We start from the raw sequence: 18,660 nt of genomic DNA on the forward strand, positions 1-18,660 counted from the left end.
CTTCCTGCGCCCGGTGTGCTACCAGAACCTGCCCCAGGGCCTGTTGCCCGAGGCCATCCGCGACGGCAACCCGGCCGGCGTCAGCCGCCTGGTCGGCGGCAAGCGCGAGGCCTGAGGCCAGACGTTCACGTACAGATTGGCAAGCGGTAAGTGTTTGGCGGCCCTCGGGCCGCCTTTTTTATGACGCATCGCAAACGGCGTCGAGCAGGCGAGAGGATGATCCATATCCGGCTGGCGATTAATTCAAACGTTCGTTACATTTTGGTGGTGACGCCCAATAACCACAATGCACGAGGAAACCGCCATGCCCACACATCGATTGCTCTCCCTTGTTCTCGGGATAGGGCTCGTGTTCGCACCGACGCTCTCGGCCCTGGCCTGGGAAAACGAGCTATTCTCGCTACGCAGCCGCTGGGAGCACACCACCACCGCCATGCCGGAGGCACGGCGCGCCGACGCCCTGGAGGCCCTCGCCGCGGAGGCGAAGACGCTGGCGCAGGTCAATCCCGACGCCGCGGCCGTGAGGGTCTGGCAAGGCATCATCCTGGCATCTCTGGCCCGGGAGAGCGGCGGCCTGGACGCCCTGGGAGCGGCCAAGGAAGCGCGTCGGGTGCTGGAATCGGCCCTCGAGCTCGATCCCCAGGGCTATCATGGCTCGGCCTATGTGACCCTCGGCGCGCTCTATGATCGGGCGCCGGGGTGGCCGGTGGCCTTCGGCGACGACGATACCGCCGCACAGATGTTCCAGCGTGCCGAAGCGATACGTCCCGACGGCATCGACGTCAATACCTATTACGCGGCTTTCCTCGAGGACGAGGGGCGGGACGCCGAGGCCTTGGCCCATGCGCGGCGCGCCCTGAATGGCCCGATCCGAGAGGGGCGCGAGGCCTCCGACGCCGCGTTGCGCGCCCAGGCAAGGGCCATGGTCGAGCGCCTGGGGAACGAATAGCCCGCGGCGGATTTCAGGGCGGCTGACGACGGTTCGATGAGCCGCGAGGTTGGCAGGCCTGCCACGGACCCTGATAATGGACCCTTTCGTATTCACCGGAGGGGCCATGTCGGACACCGATCGCACCCAGCCGCTCGATGCCCTGGCCGCCGCGCCTTTCGATGCCGGCGACGTGGAGCTGACCGAGCGCCGCTGCCTGCACCAGGGGTTCTTTCGCCTCGATGAGCTGCATTTGCGGCACCGCCTCTTCGAGGGGGGCTGGAGTGCTCCGATGGTGCGCGAGGTGCATCACCGCCATGACGCCGTGGGCGTCCTGCTCTACGATGTGGAACGAGACGCCGTGGCGCTGGTGGAGCAGTTTCGCCCCGGTGCCCTGGCCGATCCCGACTCGCCCTGGAAGCTGGAAATCGTGGCGGGGCTGGTCGAGCATGGCGAGAGTCTGGCCGAGGTGGCCCGTCGGGAGGCCGAGGAAGAGGCCGGTTGTACGGTGGGCGAGCTGATCGAGCTGCATACCTACTATCCGAGCCCCGGGGCCTGCGATGAGCGGGTCACGCTGTTCTGCGGCCTCGTCGACAGCCGCGGCCTGGGCGGTATCCATGGCCTCGACGAGGAACACGAGGATATTCGCGTGCATGTGCTGTCCTTCGCCCGCGCCTGGGAACTCCTGATGGCCGGTCGACTCGACAATGCCATGTGCCTGATCGCCTTCCACTGGCTGGCGGCGGAGCGGGCCTCATTGAGAGCGAGGAGGTAGCGTGTCGAGAAACGCCTACGTGACTGACCTGAAGACCCTGCAGGGCGAGTGCACCGCCAACTACGTGCGGCTGAGCCGCCTGCTGGGCGACATGGAGGTCGGCGAGACGCGTGAAGTGGAGCTGGTCAGCCATGGGCGCCGGGTCGGCGCGCTGTGCCTGGAGCTCCTGGAGCGAGCGCCCTACACCAGCATCGTGCGGGTCTCCCAGCGCGGTGTGCTCGATGGGGTGCTCGAGACGCCGCGCATGCGGGTGCACCTCTATCACGACGTGCGCATGGCCGAGGTCAACGACTTCCAGCGCCAGCGGCACTTCGATGGTCGCTATCGCTACCCCAACGCCCGCATGCACCAGCCCGACGAAAAGCTCCAGCTCAACCGCTTCCTCGGCGAGTGGCTCGACCACGGGCTGGCCCACGGCCATTCCCTGGATCTGCCCGAACTTCCCTGACGCCTTTCCTCGACAAGCTTCACCGATGAGCCGCCTGGTCCAATGCGACTGATCCAACTGACCGACTGCCACCTGCATGCCGACCGCCACGCACGCTCGCGCATCGGCGTGCCGCAGCGACAACTCGAGCGCGTGGTAGCCGCTGCCTTGCGCCTGCGCCCCGACCTGGTGCTGGTTACCGGAGACGTCAGCGAGGATCGCTCTGCGGCGTCCTATGCCGAGGCGGCACGCCTGTTCTCGGGCTTCGGCTGCCCATGGAGCTGGCTGCCCGGCAACCATGACGAGCCCCGCCTGATGGCCGAGTGCCGCCACTTCGACGCGACCCTGGCGCTGGGCGAGCGTCGGTTGCTGCTGCTCGACACCCAGCGAATTGGCGAGGAGGCCGGCGAACTCGGCGTGGCGCGCCTGGCGGCGCTGGACGAGCGGCTCGCCGAGGATACCCGTCCGACCCTGGTGGCCATGCACCATCCGCCCGTGGCGGTGGGCTCCGCCTGGATGGACGCACTAGGCTTGAGGGATGCTGCGGCCTTCTGGGACTGCCTGGCCGGCCACCGGCACGTCGAGGCGGTGTTGTGTGGCCATATTCACCAAGCCTTCAGCGGCCACGGCCCCGCATCGGCCGGCAGGGTGCCGGTCTACGGCTGTCCCTCGACCAGCGACCAGTTCCTGCCGGGCTCCATCGACTTCGCCGTGGACGAGGCCGCCTGGCCAGGTTTCAGGGTGATCGACCTGGGAGTAGGGAAACTCGAGACCTGGGTCGAGCGCGTTGCGCCTTGATAGCTCTATTACGTCTAAAAAGATAGATATTAATTCTTTTACGTTATTATCGCGAAGACGGTACCCTCTGTCGCATGATTCCCTTTCCGCCCACGTCATGCGAGGTAGCCGGGCCATGAACAGTCTTCATGCACCGACACGCGAGAGCGCCGTCCAGGCCGAGGGCAGCAGCGCCCCCGCCGGCCTGACGCCGCGGCGGCTGACCCATCTGCAGCAGCTGGAAGCCGAGTCCATCCATATCATCCGCGAGGTGGCGGCCGAGTTTTCCAACCCGGTGATGCTCTATTCCATCGGCAAGGATTCCTCGGTGATGCTGCATCTGGCGCGCAAGGCCTTCTATCCGGGGCCGCCGCCGTTTCCGCTGATGCACGTCAACACGACCTGGAAGTTCCGCGAGATGATCGAGTTCCGCGACCGCATGGCCGCGGAGTCCGGGATGGAGCTGATCGAGCACATCAACGAGGAAGGCCGGGCCGCCGGTATCAACCCGTTCGATCATGGCTCCAGCGGTTATACCGACGTGATGAAGACCCAGTCCCTCAAGCAGGCCCTGGACAAGTACGGTTTCGATGCCGCCTTCGGCGGCGCGCGCCGCGACGAGGAAGCCAGCCGCGCCAAGGAGCGAGTGTTCTCGTTCCGCGACAAGTATCACCGCTGGGATCCCAAGAATCAGCGCCCCGAGCTGTGGAACCTCTACAACGCCCGGGTCAACAAGGGCGAGTCGATCCGCGCCTTCCCGCTCTCCAACTGGACCGAGCTGGACATCTGGCAGTACATCTATCTCGAGTCGATCCCCATCGTGCCGCTGTATTTCTCCGCGCCGCGTCCGGTGGTCGAGCGCGACGGCATGCAGATCATGGTCGACGACGACCGCATGCCGCTCGAAGAGGGCGAGGTGCCCGAAGAGAAATGGGTGCGCTTCCGCACGCTCGGCTGCTACCCGCTGACGGGCGCAGTGGAGTCCAGGGCTACCACGCTGCCCGAGATCATCCAGGAAATGCTGCTGACCCGCACCAGCGAGCGCAGCGGCCGCGCCATCGATCACGACCAGGCCGGCTCGATGGAGAAGAAGAAGCGCGAGGGGTACTTCTAACGCGCCTCCGGCGTGTTAGAAAGCCGGAAGCCCTAAGCTTGAAGCTGAAAGACACCCCAGGAGGGATTCCTGGCAGGATTCGGGAAGCTTCAGGCATGCAGGTCACCGGCAAGGTTATCCAACGCAAGATATTCAGCGGTGAGTCGGGGAACTCCGGGGTTCTTCCAGCTTCCGGCTTACAGCTTACAGCTACAGGTGTGTTACATGGCACATGCATCGGATTTGATAGCCGACGATATCGAAGCCTATCTCCACGAGCACGAGAACAAGGACCTGCTGCGCTTCATCACCTGCGGCAGCGTCGACGACGGCAAGTCGACCCTGATCGGCCGGCTGCTGCACGACTCCAAGATGATCTTCGACGACCAGCTGGCGGCCATCACCCAGGCGTCGAAGAAGAGCGGCACCACCGGCGAAGAGGTGGACCTGGCGCTGCTGGTCGATGGCCTGCAGTCCGAGCGGGAGCAGGGCATCACCATCGACGTGGCCTATCGCTTCTTCTCCACCGACAAGCGCAAGTTCATCATCGCCGATACCCCGGGACATGAGCAGTACACCCGCAACATGGCCACCGGGGCTTCCACCGCGGGTCTGGCAGTGATTCTGATCGACGCCCGCTACGGCGTGCAGACCCAGACCAAGCGGCACAGCTTCATCGCCGACCTGGTCGGCATCCGCCACCTGGTGATCGCGATCAACAAGATGGACCTGGTGGACTACAGCCAGCAGCGCTTCGACGAGATCGTCGCCGAATATCGCGCCTTCGCCGAGCAGCTCGGTGCCGATGACATCCGCTTCGTGCCGCTCTCGGCGCTCAAGGGCGACAACGTCGTCAACAAGAGCGAGGCGATGAGCTGGTACGCCGGCCCGGCGCTGCTGGAACTGCTCGAGAGCGTCGAGGTGCGTGCCGACCATAACCTGACCGACCTGCGCCTGCCGGTGCAGTACGTCAACCGCCCGAACCTGGACTTCCGCGGCTACGCCGGGACCCTGGAGGCGGGCGTGCTGCGCCCCGGTCAGGCGATCAAGGTGCTGCCGTCCGGCAAGACCTCCACGGTCGAGCGCATCGTCACCTTCGACGGCGATCTGGAGGATGCCTGGCCGGGTCAGGCGATCACCGTGACCCTGGCTGACGAGATCGACATTTCGCGTGGCGACTGGATCGTCGCCGCCGACGCCGAGGTGGCCGAAGCCATTGCCTTCGATGCCGATCTCGTGTGGATGAACGAGCAGGCCCTCGAGCCGGGCCGTCAGGTCGACATTCGCCTCGCCGGGCGCTCCGTGGCCGGTCAGATCGAGGCCATCCACTACCAGGTGGACGTCAACACCCTGGAGCATCACGACGCCGAACGTCTCGAGCTCAACGCCATCGCCCGCTGCCGTGTGGCGCTGACCGGCGAAGTGCCGATCGACGCCTACGAGCGCAGCCCGGGTACCGGCAGCTTCATCGTCATCGACCGGCTGTCCAACGTCACCGTGGGGGCGGGCATGATCCGCGGCGCGGCCGAGGCCGGTGACGGCGTGGCGTCGGGCGAGGTCGACTGGGCCGGTTTCGAGGTCGAGCTCAATGCCCTGGTGCGCAAATACTTCCCGCACTGGGAGGCCAAGGACGTTCGCGAGCTGCTCAAGTAAGCGTATGCTCCTGCCATCAAGGGCCCGGCGACCTCGGTCGCCGGGCCCTTGGCGTCTCATCGGGTGGCATCATGTGGCGGTGACACCGATCTGCCGGTTCGCCGCACAACGAGAAAGCCGCTCTTTCGGAGCGGCTTTCTCGCGTCTGCCCTGTGGATGGGACGACCCCGAGGGCGCGTCAGGCCTTCTTGAGCATCCGGTAGCCGGCCAGCAGGACCAGTGCGCCCACGATGGCCGTGACGAAGCTGCCCAGGCTGAAGTCACCCATCGAGCCGACCCCGACGAGGGAGCCGAGCCAGCCGCCCACGAAGGCCCCGGCGACACCGATCAGGATGGTCACGATAATGCCGCCCGGGTCCTTGCCCGGCATGATCCATTTGGCGAGGACGCCGGCGATCAGGCCGAACAGAATCCACGATAGAAATCCCATGATGGCTCTCCTTGCTTGGTAGTGGTCCGTCTCGATGACGGCCACAGGCCCCGTTCCCGTGCGGCAGGTGCCGACAAGGTGGGAGTGGGCGTGTGGCGCCGGCCACCACGGTATCACACCGCTTTCCAGGGAAGCGCTGAATAAATGTGAAGCGACTTCCTCGCAGCCAATGTCCGCGGTAGCCGATATCAGCCCGGCCGGTTGGCGATCAGCACCGCGCGGCGCGGTGCCGGGTGACCCTCGCGAGTCTGCGACGGATCCTCCGGGTCGAGGAAGTCGGCCAGCGACTGGAAGGTCATCCAGTCGGTGGCGCGCTGCTCGTCCAGCGAGGTGTCGGCCTCGTCGACCACCCGCACGTTGTCGAAGCCGGCGCGCTCGAGCCACTGGCACAGCGCGGCGGAGGAGGGCAGGAAGTAGACGTTGGGCATGGCGGCATAGCGCTCGCCCGGTAGCAGCACCGTGGTGGCGTCGCCCTCGACCACCAGGGTCTCCAGCACCAGCTCGCCGCCGGGGCGCAGCGCGGCCTTGAGCTGAGCCAGGTGCTCGAGCGGCGAGGGACGGTGGTAGAGCACGCCCATCGAGAACACGGTGTCGAAGAAGGCCAGCTCTTCCGGCACGTCCTCGATGCCCACCGGCAGGAAGTGCACTGCGCCGCCGTCGGCATCGCCGACGAAGTGGCGCACCGCCTGGAACTGCCAGTAGAAGCGTGGCGAGGGATCGATCACCAGCACGAAGTCGGCGCCGTCGCCGGCCATGCGCCAGGCGTGATAGCCATTGCCGCCGCCCACGTCGAGCACCTTGCGGCCGCTCAGCTGTGCCAGGTGCGGGGCCACTCGCTGCCACTTCCAGTCGGAGCGCCACTCGGTGTCGATGGTCACCCCGCCGAGTCGATAGGGGCCCTTGCGCCAGGGTGCCAGCACGCGCAGCAGGCTCTCGCTCTGGCGGCGTCGCGAGGCGTCGAGGGCGACGTCCACGGTGACGTGGTCGGCGTCGAGGCGCACCTCGCGGCCCTCCGGCAGCGGCGGCAGCTTGGCCACCGCCTTCTCCCAGGCCGGCAGGTCGCCGAATCGCGAGCGGTCGAGGCCACGAGCCAGCTGCTCGGGCAGCCGGGCCAGCCAGGCGTCGAGGCCGCGGTCGAGGAAGGCCTGGTAGAGCGGGCGGTGGGCGGCGGGAATCGGCACTTCAATCCTCCTTGAAGGCGATCAGCGAGGCGAAGTTCAGGTACTGGAACCACACCAGCGAGCGCGAGAAGCCGGCACGGGCCAGCCGCGCCTGGTGGGCTTCCAGGGTGTCCGGCACCAGCACGTTCTCCAGCGCGGTACGCTTCTGGCTGATCTCCAGTTCGCTGTAGCCGTTGGCGCGCTTGAAGTCGTGGTAGCGCTCCACCAGCCAGGCGTTGTCCTGCTCGTCGGCGGCCTTGATCTTCTCGGAGAGCACCAGCACGCCGCCGGGCTCCAGGGCGTCATAGAGGCTTGCGATCACGGCGTCGCGATCTTCGGGCGCCAGGAACTGCAGGGTGAAGTTGAGCAGGATCATCCCCGAGGGTTCGTAGTCGAGGGCGCGGATATCGCCCTCGGTAACCGTCAGGTCGTGATCCGGACTTTCGGTGGTCAGCGTCTCGCGGGCCCGCTCGACCATGGTGGGGGAGAGGTCCACCCCGGTGTAGCGGAAGGCCGCCGGTGGCAGCTGGCCGGCCAGGGCCAGGCCGGCGGCACCCAGCGAGCAGCCCAGGTCGTAGACATGGCCGCCGTGGCGCAGGTGTCGACGGGCCAGCGGGCCGAGCATGGCCAGGATCTGGCCGTAGCCTGGCACCGAGCGGCGAATCATGTCGGGAAAGCAGGCCACTACCCGCTCGTCGAACGAAAATCGTGCCACCCGGTCCAGGGGTGTGGAAAAGATGGCGTCACGGTAAGATGCGTCACACATGGGCAGGGCTGGGGAAGTGGGCTGAAAGGCCGCCATTCTACGCCTCCCTGCCGTCGGCTGCACGAAAGACCCAGGAGGCCACCATGAGCCACCCCCCCGTCGATCAGCGGGGTGCTTGGCGCGCCCTGAAGGACCATGCCGCGAGCATGGGGCAACGCCACCTGCGCGAGCTCTTCGCCGAGCACCAGGGACGATACTCCACCTTCACCCGGCACGCCGCCGGACTGACGCTGGATCTCTCCAAGCAGCGCTGGAGCGAGCAGACGCTCGACATGCTGCTGGACCTGGCCCGGGATGCCAAGGTCCCCGAGGCCGTTCACCGGCTGCTGGCCGGCGAGCGTGTCAATCGCAGCGAGGACCGGCCGGCGCTTCACACCGCCCTGCGGCTGCCGGCGGATGCCCGGCTCGAGGTCGAGGGGCAGGACCTGGTGGCCTCGGTGCATGCCACCCTGGATCGCATGGAGGACATGGTCGAGCGCTTTCATGCCGGCCAGTGGCGCGGTGCCACCGGCAAGCCGATCCGTGACGTGGTCAATCTCGGCGTCGGCGGCTCCGACCTGGGGCCGCTGATGGTCACCCATGCGCTGGCCGACTACCGCCCCGACGATGTCCATCGCGTCGACGTGCACTTCGCCTCGACCATGGACGGCTCGCAGCTCGCCGACTATCTGGCGCGGCTCAATCCCGAGACCACGCTGTTCGTGCTGTCGTCGAAGTCGTTCACCACCATCGACACCCTGTCCAACGCCCGCACCGCCCGCGACTGGCTCAAGGCGCGGTTGCTGGGCGGCGCACGCCAGGAGGGCGTCGACGAGTCGCTGGTGATGCGCCAGCACTTCATCGGGGTCTCGGCGAGCCCCGAGAAGATGGCCGAATGGGGAATCGCCCCGGCGCACCAGCTCGAGTTCTGGGAATGGGTGGGCGGACGCTACTCGCTGTGGGGCGCCATCGGGCTGCCCATCGCCCTGGTGGTGGGCATGGCGAATTTCCGCGGCCTGCTGGCCGGGGCCCATGCCATGGATCGCCACTTCCACGAGGCGCCGCTGGCCGACAACCTGCCGGTGCTGCTGGCGCTGGCGGGGATCTGGAACGTCAACTTCCTCGATATCCGCGCCCACTCCATCCTGCCCTACGACGGCCGACTGGAGTACTTCGCCGCCTACCTGGAACAGCTCGAGATGGAGTCCAACGGCAAGTCGGTGACCAACGACGGCGAGCCGGTGGGCTACTCCACCTGCCCGGTGCTGTGGGGGCAGCTCGGCCCCAACGCCCAGCACGCCTTCTACCAGCTGCTCCACCAGGGCACCCAGGCCGTGGAGTGTGACTTCATCGCGCCCCGGGTGCGCTACGACGATGTCGCCGACCCGGCGACCCGCGATCACCTGATGGGCCAGCATCGCCTGACGCTGGCCAACTGCTTCGCCCAGTCCCGGGCGCTGATGCTCGGCGACGCCGCCGTGGCCGATGACGGTCCGCGACCCGGCCATCGCCGCTATCGCGGCAATCAGCCGTCCAGCACCCTGCTGCTCGACCGGCTCACTCCCCAGACGCTGGGAGCGCTGGTCGCCCTTTACGAGCACAAGGTGTTCGTCCAGGCGACGATCTGGGACATCAATCCCTTCGACCAGTGGGGCGTGGAGCTGGGCAAGACCCTGGCCGGAGAGACGCAGCGCATCCTCCAGCGCGAGGCCGGCCTCGAGGGCATGGACGACTCCACGCGCGGGCTGATCGAGGCGGTGTGGGCGGCCGAACCGCAGGCGGACGCATGATCCGCTCGAGGTCCATGATCGGTGTCGGGCTGGCCATTTATACAGGGTGTCGGGTATGCTGAGCGCCGGTCTGCCGCGGGTGCCGACCAGCGGGGTGCTCTACCTGCATGGCTTCAACAGCGGCGCCGCCTCGCCCAAGGCGGCGCTGGTGCGCGAGGCCTGCGCGGGACTCGGCTTGCCCTGTGCCACGCCGGACCTGCCGCATCGTCCCGAACAGGCTTTGGACGAAGCCGCCGCCCGGCTCGGCGCATTGGGCGATCGTCCGCTGGTGGTTGGCAGCTCCATGGGCGGCTTCCTGGCCACGGTGATTGCCGAGCGCCACGATCTGCCGGGGGCGCTGATCAATCCGGCGGTCACCCCGGCACGGCTGGTGGACGCCTGGATCGGCGAGGCCTTCGTCAACCCGTACAGCGGCGAGCGTTTCGTGGTCGAGGCCGCCCATCGTCGGGCGCTGGAGCACATGACGCCGACCCGGATCACGGCTGAGCGCTACCTGCTGCTGCTGGGCACCGCCGACGAGACGCTGGACTGCCGCGACGCCTTCGCGTTCTATCAGGGGGCCAGGACCATCCTCCACCCCGGCGGCGACCACGGTTTCTCGTCACTGGCCGACTACCTGCCGGCGATCCTCGCCCAGGGCGGTCATGCCCTGGCGCCTGGCCGAGTGGCAGCCCGCGGCTGAACGCGTGGATTCGAACATGCATAGGAAACAGACGACGCCATGACCCAATACAGTGCCAGCTCGATCGAGGTGCTCGCCGGGCTCGAACCGGTGCGCAAGCGCCCGGGCATGTACACCGACACCGCGCGCCCCAACCACCTGGTGCAGGAGGTCATCGACAACAGCGTCGACGAGGCGCTGGCCGGTCACGCCAAGCGCATCGGCGTGCGACTGTTCGAGGACGGCGGCGTCGAGGTCAGCGACGACGGCCGCGGCATGCCCATCGACATCCACCCGGAGCACGGCGTCTCCGGGGTCGAGCTGATCATGACCAAGCTGCACGCCGGCGGAAAGTTCTCCTCCTCGAGCTATCGCTTCTCCGGCGGCCTGCACGGCGTCGGCGTCTCGGTGGTCAACGCGCTCTCCAAGCGTCTCGAAGTCGAGGTGCTCAAGGGGGGCGAACGCCACGGCATGGCGTTCGAGCACGGCGAGACGGCTTCGCCGCTGGAGGTCATCGGTTCCGCCGCCAAGCGCGCCACCGGCACCCTGGTGCGTTTCTGGCCGGAAGGAAGCTACTTCGATTCGCCGCGGCTGTCCCTGTCGCGCCTCAAGCACCTGCTGCGTGCCAAGGCGGTGCTCTGTCCTGGGCTCGAGGTCACTCTCACCGAAGCCGACGGCACCCAGAGCGTGTGGCAGTTCGAGGACGGCCTGCGCGACTACCTGGCCCAGGCCACCGACGGCTATGAGGTGCTGCCGTCCTCACCCTTCGTCGGCCACTTCGCCGACGAGGAGCACGGCGTGGACTGGGCCGTGCAGTGGCTGCCGGAGGGCGGCGAGCCGCTGCTCGAAAGCTACGTCAACCTGATCCCCACGCCCCAGGGCGGCACTCACGTCAACGGCCTGCGCGCCGGCCTGCTGGAAGCGCTGCGCGAGTTCTGCGACTACCGTAGCCTGCTGCCGCGCGGCGTGAAGCTGACCGCCGAGGACCTCTGGGAGCGGGTCGCTTTCGTGCTCTCGGTGAAGATGCTCGATCCCCAGTTCGCCGGCCAGACCAAGGAGCGGCTGTCGTCGCGCACCGTGGCCGGCTTCGTCTCCGGGGTGGTCAAGGATGCCTTCTCGCTGTGGCTCAACCACCACGTCGACCAGGCCGAGGCGCTGGCCGAGCTGGTGATCAGCGCCGCCCAGCGGCGCCAGAAAAGCGCCAAGAAGGTGGCGCGCAAGAAGGTCACCTCGGGCCCCGCTCTGCCCGGCAAGCTGGCCGACTGCAGTGGCCAGGATCCCGCCGCCAGCGAGCTGTTCCTGGTCGAGGGCGACTCGGCAGGCGGCAGCGCCAAGCAGGCCCGGGACCGCGAGAGTCAGGCGATCCTGCCGCTGCGCGGCAAGATCCTCAACACCTGGGAGGTGGAGTCCCACGACATCTACGGTTCCCAGGAAGTCCACGACATCGCCGTGGCGATCGGCATGGACCCGGGCAGCGACGACCTCTCCAAGCTGCGCTACCACAAGATCTGCATCCTCGCCGACGCCGACTCCGACGGCCTGCACATCGCCACCCTGCTGTGCGCGCTGTTCGTGCGCCATTTCCCGGCGCTGGTCGACGCCGGCCACGTCTTCGTGGCCATGCCGCCGCTGTATCGCATCGACCTGGGCAAGGAGGTCTTCTACGCCCTGGACGAGAGCGAGAAGGCGGCGATTCTCAAGCGCCTGGAAGGCAAGCGTGGCACGCCCAACGTCCAGCGCTTCAAGGGCCTGGGCGAGATGAGCCCGCTGCAGCTGCGCGAGACCACCATGGCCGCCGACACCCGTCGCCTGGTGCAGCTGACCCGCGAGGAAGGCGACGGCACCCTCGAGATGATGGACATGCTGCTGGCCCGCAAGCGCGCCTCCGACCGCAAGAGCTGGCTCGAGGACTACGGCAACCTCGCTGAGATAGAAGTTTAAGCTGGAAGCCGGAAGCTTGAAGAAAACCCGCGATGTTCCGGGGGAAACTTCCAGCTTCAAGCTTCCAGCTCATCACAGAGGTTGAAGAGGGCACTCTCCTCAAAGATCCCACGATCGTATAAGAAGGTCACCGTGCTATGACCATGGATATCCAGGTGGCGGAGGGCGACGTCGAGCGCCTGTCCCTCCGCGAGTACACCGAGAAGGCGTACCTCGACTACTCGATGTACGTCATCCTCGACCGGGCGTTGCCGCATATCGGCGACGGCATGAAACCGGTCCAGCGGCGCATCGTCTACGCCATGCGCGAGCTGGCGCTGAACGCCAGCGCCAAGTACAAGAAGTCGGCGCGTACCGTCGGCGACGTGCTCGGCAAGTTCCATCCTCACGGTGACAGCGCCTGCTACGAGGCCATGGTGCTGATGGCGCAGTCGTTCAGCTATCGCTATCCGTTGGTGGACGGCCAGGGCAACTGGGGCAGCCCCGACGATCCCAAGTCCTTCGCCGCCATGCGCTATACCGAGGCGCGGCTGTCGAAGTTCGCCGAGGTGCTGCTCGCCGAGCTCGGCCAGGGCACCGTGGACTGGACGCCCAACTTCGACGGCACCATGCAGGAGCCGGTGGTGCTGCCCTCGCGGCTGCCCCACGTGCTGCTCAATGGCGGTACCGGCATCGCCGTGGGCATGGCCACCGACATTCCGCCCCACAACGTGGGCGAAGTGGTCGAGGCCACCTGCCATCTGCTGCGCCATCCCGAGGCCACCACCGGCGATCTGGTGGAGTACCTGCCGGGGCCGGACTTTCCCACCGCCGCCGAGGTCATTACCCCCCGGGCCGAGCTGCGCAAGGTCTACGAGAGCGGCCGCGGTTCGGTGAAGATGCGCGCCCGCTACGGCCTGGAGGAGGGCAGCGTGGTGATCAGCGCGCTACCCTACCAGGTCAGCGGCGCCAAGGTGCTCGAACAGATCGCCGGCCAGATGCAGGCCAAGAAGCTGCCCATGGTCGCCGACCTGCGCGACGAGTCGACCCATGAGGAGCCCACCCGGCTGGTGATCGAGCCGCGTTCCAACCGCGTCGATATCGAGGCGCTGATGGCGCACCTGTTCGCCACCACCGACCTCGAGAAGAACATCCGCATCAACATGAACGTGATCGGCCTGGACGGCCGGCCGCGGGTCATGCCGCTGCCCGACCTGCTCGGCGAGTGGCTGCGCTTCCGGCGCAGCACGGTACGCCGGCGCCTCGAGCACCGACTGGGCAAGGTTCAGGATCGCCTGCACATCCTCGAGGGCCTGCTCGCGGCCTACCTCAACATCGACGAGGTGATCCGCATCATCCGCGAGGAGGACGAGCCCAAGGCCGCGTTGATCGAGGCCTTCGGCCTCAGCGAGCGTCAGGCCGAAGCGATCCTCGAGCTGCGCCTGCGTCACCTGGCCAAGCTCGAGGAGATGAAGATCCGCGGCGAGCAGGACGACCTCGAGGCCGAGCGCGCCCGCCTGGAAGAGCTGCTCGGCTCCGAGGCCGCGCTCACCGACCTGATCGAGGAGGAGCTGCGCACCGCCGCGCAGGACTACGGCGACGAGCGTCGCTCGCCGCTGGTCGAACGCGAGGAGGCCAAGGCGCTGTCCGAGGTCGAGCTGCTCGGCGCCGATCCGATTACGGTCGTGCTTTCCGAGAAGGGCTGGATCCGTGCCGCCAAGGGCCACGACATCGACCCGACGGGGCTCTCCTACAAGGCCGGCGACCGCTTCGCCCTGGCTGCACGAGGCAAGACCAACCAGCCGCTGGTGCTGCTCGACGACACCGGCCGCGCCTACACGCTGGCCGCGCATAACCTGCCCAGCGCCCGCAGCCAGGGCGAGCCGGTCACCGGTCGGGTCAACGTGGCGGCCGGCGCGCATATGGCAGGCGTCATGCTGGCGCTGCCGACCACCCGTTACCTGCTCGCCTCGGATGGCGGCTACGGCTTCGTCGCCAGCCTCGAGGCGCTCACCGGCAAGAACAAGGCCGGCAAGGCGGTGCTCAGCGTGCCCAAGGGCTGCAACGTGGTGCCGCCCCTGGCGGTGCCGGACGGCGAGGGCATCAGCGTCGCGGCGGTCTCCAACGAGGGGCGGCTGCTGGTCTTCCCACTGGATCAACTGCCGGAGCTGGCCAAGGGCAAGGGCAACAAGATGCTCGACATCCCCGGGGCGCGGGCGGCGCGACGCGAGGAATTCCTGCGCGACCTGGCGCTGCTGTCACCCGGCCAGGCCCTGGTGGTGCACGCCGGCAAGCGCAAGCTGACGCTCAAGGCCGAGGATCTCGACTACTATCGGGGAGAACGCGGCCGCCGTGGCAGCAAGCTGCCCCGAGGCCTGCAGAAGGTCGACCGCCTGGAAAGCTTGAAGCCGGAAGCTTGAAGCGTGAAGAAAACCCGGCTCGGCGCTGGCAACCGGCACACTTCCGGCTTCCAGCTTCGAGCTTCTAGCTATCGGGGTTGCAATGACTAGACGACTATTGATCCGCGCCAGCGGTCCCGCCAGGCCTGGCCAACTGGCCGGCCTGGGCCGGGCCCTGGCCCAGAGCGGCGCGCGGCTGCTCGACATCAACCAGAGCGTGACCTTCGGCATCGTGTCGCTGGAGGCGCTGGTGGGGCTCGATCATGACGTGGACCTGGAGGGGGCCCTGGCGGCGGCCGGCGATCACCTGGGGCTCGATGTCCAGGCCATCCAGGTCAGCGCCGAGGACTATCACCGCTGGAGCGTGCAGGCCAGCCAGCCGCGGCTGATCATGACCCTGCTGGCGCCGCACCTGCCGGCGGGCATCCTGGCCGAAGTCGGCGCGCTGACCGCCGAGCACGGCCTGACCGTGGAGCTGATCCATCGGCTCTCCGGACGCGAGCCGCTGGACGGTGGCGTCCCCGGCGAGCATGACGCCATCCAGGGCGCCTGCGTCGAGTGCTGGCTGCGCGGCGAGGAGATCGACCTCGAAGCCCTGCGCGAGAAGGCCCTGGCGCTGGGGGCGGCGCACGGCGTCGACATCGCCCTGCAGGAAGATTCGATCTGGCGCCGGCACCGGCGCCTGGTGTGCTTCGACATGGATTCGACCCTGATCCAGGCCGAAGTGATCGACGAGCTGGCGCGCCGCCACGGCGTCTACGACGAGGTGGCCGAGGTCACCGAGCGGGCCATGCGCGGCGAGCTGGACTTCCAGCAGAGCTTTCGCGAACGCATGGCGAAGCTCCGCGGGCTCGACGAGTCGGTGCTCGCCGAGATCGCCGAGGAGCTGCCGCTGATGGACGGCCTGGAGCGCCTGATGGGCCAGCTCAAGCGGCTGGGTTACCGCACGGCTATCCTCTCCGGCGGTTTCACCTACTTCGCGCGTCACCTGCAGGACAAGCTTGGCTTCGACGAGGTGCATGCCAACGAGCTGGTGATCGAGGGCGGCAAGGTCACCGGAGAGGTTCGCGAGCCGATCGTCGACGCCGACCGCAAGGCCGCGCTGCTCCACGAGATCGCCGAGCGCGAGGGGCTGGCCATGGAGCAGACCATCGCCGTGGGCGACGGGGCCAACGACCTCAAGATGCTGGCCGCCGCCGGGCTCGGCATCGCCTTTCGCGCCAAGCCGCTGGTGCGTCAGAGGGCCCGGCATTCCATCTCCACGCTGGGGCTGGATGCCGTGCTGTACCTGATCGGCTACCGGCAGGGCGATCTCGAGGAGGGCTGAGGCGGTTTTCGCTGGCGTCGTCGGGCCAGGCGGGGTAGCGTCGAGGGACGCTCACCACAACGCCAAGGAAAGCGCCATGCCACAGCCCAGCTATACCCCGGAACTGCTCGACGAACTCAAGGTGCTCGGCCTGTTCAACCCGGTCAATCATCAGGAAGGCATCAAGGTGCATTCGAATGCCGAACCGGAGATGATCGAGGCCACCCAACGCCTGCATCGCAAGGGGCTGGTCACCCAGGCCGATGGCGGTTATCTCACCACCCTCGGGCAGGAAGCGGCCGAGCATGCCCGCGACCTGATGACCATCCTCGGCTCGGCGGAATTGAGCACCTGAGCCTCGCACGGAGCGGCCCGGAGGCAGGCAGGAGTTGACAAGCCGTCTCCGGGCTGATTTGCTAGAGCCATGAACACGACATCGTACAACCTCGTTCTCGACCTACGACTACTAGCCCGCCGCTGAGTGCGCTGGGCGATGCCGCTTGCATCGTCGTCTGTTTCGTCGAACCGAGGTTGTCACATGTCCCACACCGCTAACGCTATTCCCATGAACATCGCCGCTGCCTGTGTCGTACGCGCCGCCCGACCGGTTCGTGGGGTCGCGATGGTCATGACCGAACACTTCGACGACGCCCCGTCTGCCTTCCGGCAGCCGGGGCGTCGCCGTTTCTGAATCCGACAAACCGTCCCTGGGAGAACGCCGCCATGATGCTCGATAACCCCTCCGCCAAGTACCGCCCCTTTGTGGCCGTCGACCTGCCCGATCGCCAGTGGCCCAGCCGCCGCATCGAGACGCCCCCCCAGTGGTGCGCGGTCGACCTGCGCGATGGCAATCAGGCGTTGATCGATCCCATGGACCAGGAACGCAAGCAGCGCTTCTTCGACCTGCTGGTGAAGATCGGCTTCAAGCAGATCGAGGTCGGCTTTCCCTCCGCCTCCCAGACCGACTTCGACTTCGTGCGCTCGTTGATCGAGGATGGCAAGGTGCCGGACGACGTCACCATCCAGGTGCTCACCCAGGCCCGTCCGCATCTCATCGACCGCACCTTCGAGGCCCTGAAGGGCGCCACGAATGCCATCGTTCACGTCTACAACGCCACCGATCCGGTGTTCCGCCGCGTGGTGTTCAACGTCAACAAGGCCGAGTGCATCCAGATCGCCGTGGATGCCACCACTCGCATCCGCGAGCACATGGCGGCGGCCCCTGAGACGAACTGGACCTTCCAGTACTCCCCGGAACTGTTCTCCACCACCGAGATGGACTTCGCGGTCGAGATCGTCGATGCCGTGGAGGCCACCTTCGGGGCCAGCGCCGACAAGCCGATGATCGTCAACCTGCCGGCCACCGTGGAATGCGCCACGCCCAACAACTATGCCGACCAGATCGAGTGGTTCTGCCGTCATATCGCTCGTCGCGACCACATGATCGTCAGCGTCCATCCGCACAACGACCGTGGCACCGGCGTCGCCGCCGCCGAGCTCGCGGTGATGGCCGGCGCCGACCGGGTGGAGGGCTGCCTGTTCGGCAACGGCGAGCGCACCGGCAACGTCGACCTCGTCACCCTGGCCATGAATCTCTACACCCAGGGCGTACACCCGGGGCTCGACTTCTCCAACATCACGCCGATCATGCGTGAGGTGGAGTATTGCAACCAGCTGCCGGTGCACCCGCGTCATCCCTATGTCGGCGACCTGGTGTTCACCGCCTTTTCCGGCTCCCACCAGGATGCCATCAAGAAAGGCATGGCCGAACGTCGCGAAAACCCGGACGGCGTCTGGGCCGTGCCCTACCTGCCGATCGATCCGCTCGACGTGGGTCGCAGCTACGAGGCGGTGATCCGCGTCAACAGCCAGTCCGGCAAGGGCGGGGTCTCCTACCTGCTCGAGCAGGAACACGGCATCGAACTGCCGCGCCGGCTGTCCATCGAGTTCAGCCAGGTGGTACAGGAAGTGGCCGACCGACTGGGCAAGGAGATCACCTCCGAGATGATCTACCAGGCGTTCGTGGACGAGTATCTCGATCAGCGCGTGCCGTTCGGCCTGATCAGTCATCGCATGTCTTCCGAGCCGGACAGCCCCACCGTAAGCCTCGAGGCCACCATCGAGGAGGGCGGCGAGCGGCGCGTCATCCAGGGGCAGGGCAACGGGCCGCTGGCGGCCTTCATCAAGTCGCTGGCCGCCGAGGGCCACGACGTGGAGATCATCGACTACCACGAGCATTCCCGGGGCCAGGGCGCCGACGCCGAGGCGATCGCCTACGTGGAAGTGCGCGTCAACGGCGAGGCGGTGTTCGGCGTCGGCACCGACGAGAGCATCACCAGCGCCTCCATCAAGGGCGTGCTGAGTGCCATCAACCGCAAGCACTCCACCGAAGCGCCGGCGGCCAACGTGACCGCCGCCTCCTTGGCTTGACGCCATAAGCTGGAAGCTCGAAGAAAGAGCAACCCCATCGGGCCCTCCCGGTGGGGTTGTTCTTTATGGGGCGCTAATATGCCGGGCTGCGGGCTGCGGGCTGCGGGCTGCGGGCTGCGGGCTGCGGGCTGCGGGCTGCGGGCTGCGGGCTGCGGGCTGCGGGCTG

Annotated in this window: 16 protein-coding genes; 13 read left to right on the plus strand and 3 right to left on the minus strand. The window is 67.3% G+C overall.

Features of this window, described 5'->3' with window-relative positions:
• Positions 1–304 precede the first annotated feature (304 nt).
• From FHR96_RS16960 to cysN, 6 genes are all read left to right on the plus strand, one after another.
• Positions 305–949 carry a hypothetical protein gene (locus tag FHR96_RS16960; protein WP_183388914.1) on the plus strand — a complete coding sequence of 215 codons (645 nt, stop codon included), beginning with the start codon at positions 305–307 and terminating at the stop codon, positions 947–949.
• Positions 950–1,055: 106 nt separating this feature from the next.
• Positions 1,056–1,703, plus strand: a complete 648-nt coding sequence (locus tag FHR96_RS16965; RefSeq protein WP_183388915.1) for an NUDIX domain-containing protein — start codon at positions 1,056–1,058, stop codon at positions 1,701–1,703.
• Position 1,704: 1 nt separating this feature from the next.
• A complete protein-coding gene (locus FHR96_RS16970) occupies positions 1,705–2,151 on the plus strand; it encodes a DUF1249 domain-containing protein (RefSeq protein ID WP_183388916.1) in 447 nt (148 codons plus the stop codon).
• Between the two features lie 42 nt (positions 2,152–2,193).
• Positions 2,194–2,928 (plus strand): metallophosphoesterase, encoded by a 735-nt coding sequence (locus FHR96_RS16975; RefSeq protein ID WP_183388917.1) that lies wholly within the window; start codon positions 2,194–2,196, stop codon positions 2,926–2,928.
• Positions 2,929–3,043: 115 nt separating this feature from the next.
• Entirely contained in the window at positions 3,044–4,021 is a 978-nt protein-coding gene (gene cysD, locus FHR96_RS16980; RefSeq protein ID WP_246393006.1) for a sulfate adenylyltransferase subunit CysD, read from the plus strand.
• Positions 4,022–4,225: 204 nt separating this feature from the next.
• On the plus strand, positions 4,226–5,653 hold the full coding sequence (gene cysN, locus FHR96_RS16985; RefSeq protein WP_183388918.1) for a sulfate adenylyltransferase subunit CysN: 1,428 nt from the start codon (positions 4,226–4,228) through the stop codon (positions 5,651–5,653).
• Between the two features lie 178 nt (positions 5,654–5,831).
• Here cysN and FHR96_RS16990 read toward each other — a convergent pair whose 3' ends face one another.
• From FHR96_RS16990 to cmoA, 3 genes are all read right to left on the minus strand, one after another.
• On the minus strand, positions 5,832–6,083 hold the full coding sequence (locus FHR96_RS16990; protein ID WP_183388919.1) for a GlsB/YeaQ/YmgE family stress response membrane protein: 252 nt from the start codon (positions 6,081–6,083) through the stop codon (positions 5,832–5,834).
• A 188-nt stretch (positions 6,084–6,271) separates the two neighbouring features.
• A complete protein-coding gene (gene cmoB / locus FHR96_RS16995) occupies positions 6,272–7,264 on the minus strand; it encodes a tRNA 5-methoxyuridine(34)/uridine 5-oxyacetic acid(34) synthase CmoB (protein ID WP_183388920.1) in 993 nt (330 codons plus the stop codon).
• A gap of 1 nt (position 7,265) precedes the next feature.
• Entirely contained in the window at positions 7,266–8,009 is a 744-nt protein-coding gene (gene cmoA, locus FHR96_RS17000) for a carboxy-S-adenosyl-L-methionine synthase CmoA (protein ID WP_183388970.1), read from the minus strand.
• Between the two features lie 83 nt (positions 8,010–8,092).
• Here cmoA and pgi point away from each other — a divergent pair, with 83 nt between their 5' ends.
• From pgi to leuA, 7 genes are all read left to right on the plus strand, one after another.
• On the plus strand, positions 8,093–9,778 hold the full coding sequence (gene pgi, locus FHR96_RS17005; RefSeq protein ID WP_183388921.1) for a glucose-6-phosphate isomerase: 1,686 nt from the start codon (positions 8,093–8,095) through the stop codon (positions 9,776–9,778).
• Positions 9,779–9,833: 55 nt separating this feature from the next.
• Positions 9,834–10,460: a YqiA/YcfP family alpha/beta fold hydrolase gene (locus tag FHR96_RS17010; protein WP_183388922.1), complete on the plus strand. Its 627-nt coding sequence runs from the start codon at positions 9,834–9,836 to the stop codon at positions 10,458–10,460.
• 39 nt (positions 10,461–10,499) lie between these two features.
• Positions 10,500–12,380, plus strand: coding sequence for a DNA topoisomerase IV subunit B (gene parE, locus FHR96_RS17015; protein WP_183388923.1), 1,881 nt, complete (start codon positions 10,500–10,502; stop codon positions 12,378–12,380).
• Between the two features lie 137 nt (positions 12,381–12,517).
• Entirely contained in the window at positions 12,518–14,779 is a 2,262-nt protein-coding gene (parC, locus tag FHR96_RS17020; RefSeq protein ID WP_183388924.1) for a DNA topoisomerase IV subunit A, read from the plus strand.
• An 82-nt stretch (positions 14,780–14,861) separates the two neighbouring features.
• Entirely contained in the window at positions 14,862–16,085 is a 1,224-nt protein-coding gene (gene serB, locus FHR96_RS17025) for a phosphoserine phosphatase SerB (protein WP_183388925.1), read from the plus strand.
• A 76-nt stretch (positions 16,086–16,161) separates the two neighbouring features.
• On the plus strand, positions 16,162–16,419 hold the full coding sequence (locus FHR96_RS17030; RefSeq protein WP_183388926.1) for a TIGR02647 family protein: 258 nt from the start codon (positions 16,162–16,164) through the stop codon (positions 16,417–16,419).
• Between the two features lie 368 nt (positions 16,420–16,787).
• Positions 16,788–18,494, plus strand: a complete 1,707-nt coding sequence (gene leuA, locus FHR96_RS17035) for a 2-isopropylmalate synthase (RefSeq protein WP_183388927.1) — start codon at positions 16,788–16,790, stop codon at positions 18,492–18,494.
• The last annotated feature ends 166 nt before the right edge of the window (positions 18,495–18,660 follow it).

Source organism: Halomonas organivorans (genome assembly GCF_014192055.1).
Classification (GTDB): Bacteria; Pseudomonadota; Gammaproteobacteria; order Pseudomonadales; family Halomonadaceae; genus Halomonas; species Halomonas organivorans.

Coding starts and splice junctions, on each gene's coding strand:
- FHR96_RS16975 (WP_183388917.1), top strand. CDS start 2,194: ATGCGACTGATCCAACTGACCGACTGCCACCTGCATGCCGACCGCCAC.
- FHR96_RS16965 (WP_183388915.1), top strand. CDS start 1,056: ATGTCGGACACCGATCGCACCCAGCCGCTCGATGCCCTGGCCGCCGCG.
- FHR96_RS17030 (WP_183388926.1), top strand. CDS start 16,162: ATGCCACAGCCCAGCTATACCCCGGAACTGCTCGACGAACTCAAGGTG.
- cmoA (WP_183388970.1), bottom strand. CDS start 8,009: ATGTGTGACGCATCTTACCGTGACGCCATCTTTTCCACACCCCTGGAC.
- FHR96_RS16960 (WP_183388914.1), top strand. CDS start 305: ATGCCCACACATCGATTGCTCTCCCTTGTTCTCGGGATAGGGCTCGTG.
- cysD (WP_246393006.1), top strand. CDS start 3,044: ATGAACAGTCTTCATGCACCGACACGCGAGAGCGCCGTCCAGGCCGAG.
- leuA (WP_183388927.1), top strand. CDS start 16,788: ATGATGCTCGATAACCCCTCCGCCAAGTACCGCCCCTTTGTGGCCGTC.
- parE (WP_183388923.1), top strand. CDS start 10,500: ATGACCCAATACAGTGCCAGCTCGATCGAGGTGCTCGCCGGGCTCGAA.
- cysN (WP_183388918.1), top strand. CDS start 4,226: ATGGCACATGCATCGGATTTGATAGCCGACGATATCGAAGCCTATCTC.
- pgi (WP_183388921.1), top strand. CDS start 8,093: ATGAGCCACCCCCCCGTCGATCAGCGGGGTGCTTGGCGCGCCCTGAAG.
- parC (WP_183388924.1), top strand. CDS start 12,518: ATGACCATGGATATCCAGGTGGCGGAGGGCGACGTCGAGCGCCTGTCC.
- FHR96_RS16990 (WP_183388919.1), bottom strand. CDS start 6,083: ATGGGATTTCTATCGTGGATTCTGTTCGGCCTGATCGCCGGCGTCCTC.
- serB (WP_183388925.1), top strand. CDS start 14,862: ATGACTAGACGACTATTGATCCGCGCCAGCGGTCCCGCCAGGCCTGGC.
- FHR96_RS17010 (WP_183388922.1), top strand. CDS start 9,834: ATGCTGAGCGCCGGTCTGCCGCGGGTGCCGACCAGCGGGGTGCTCTAC.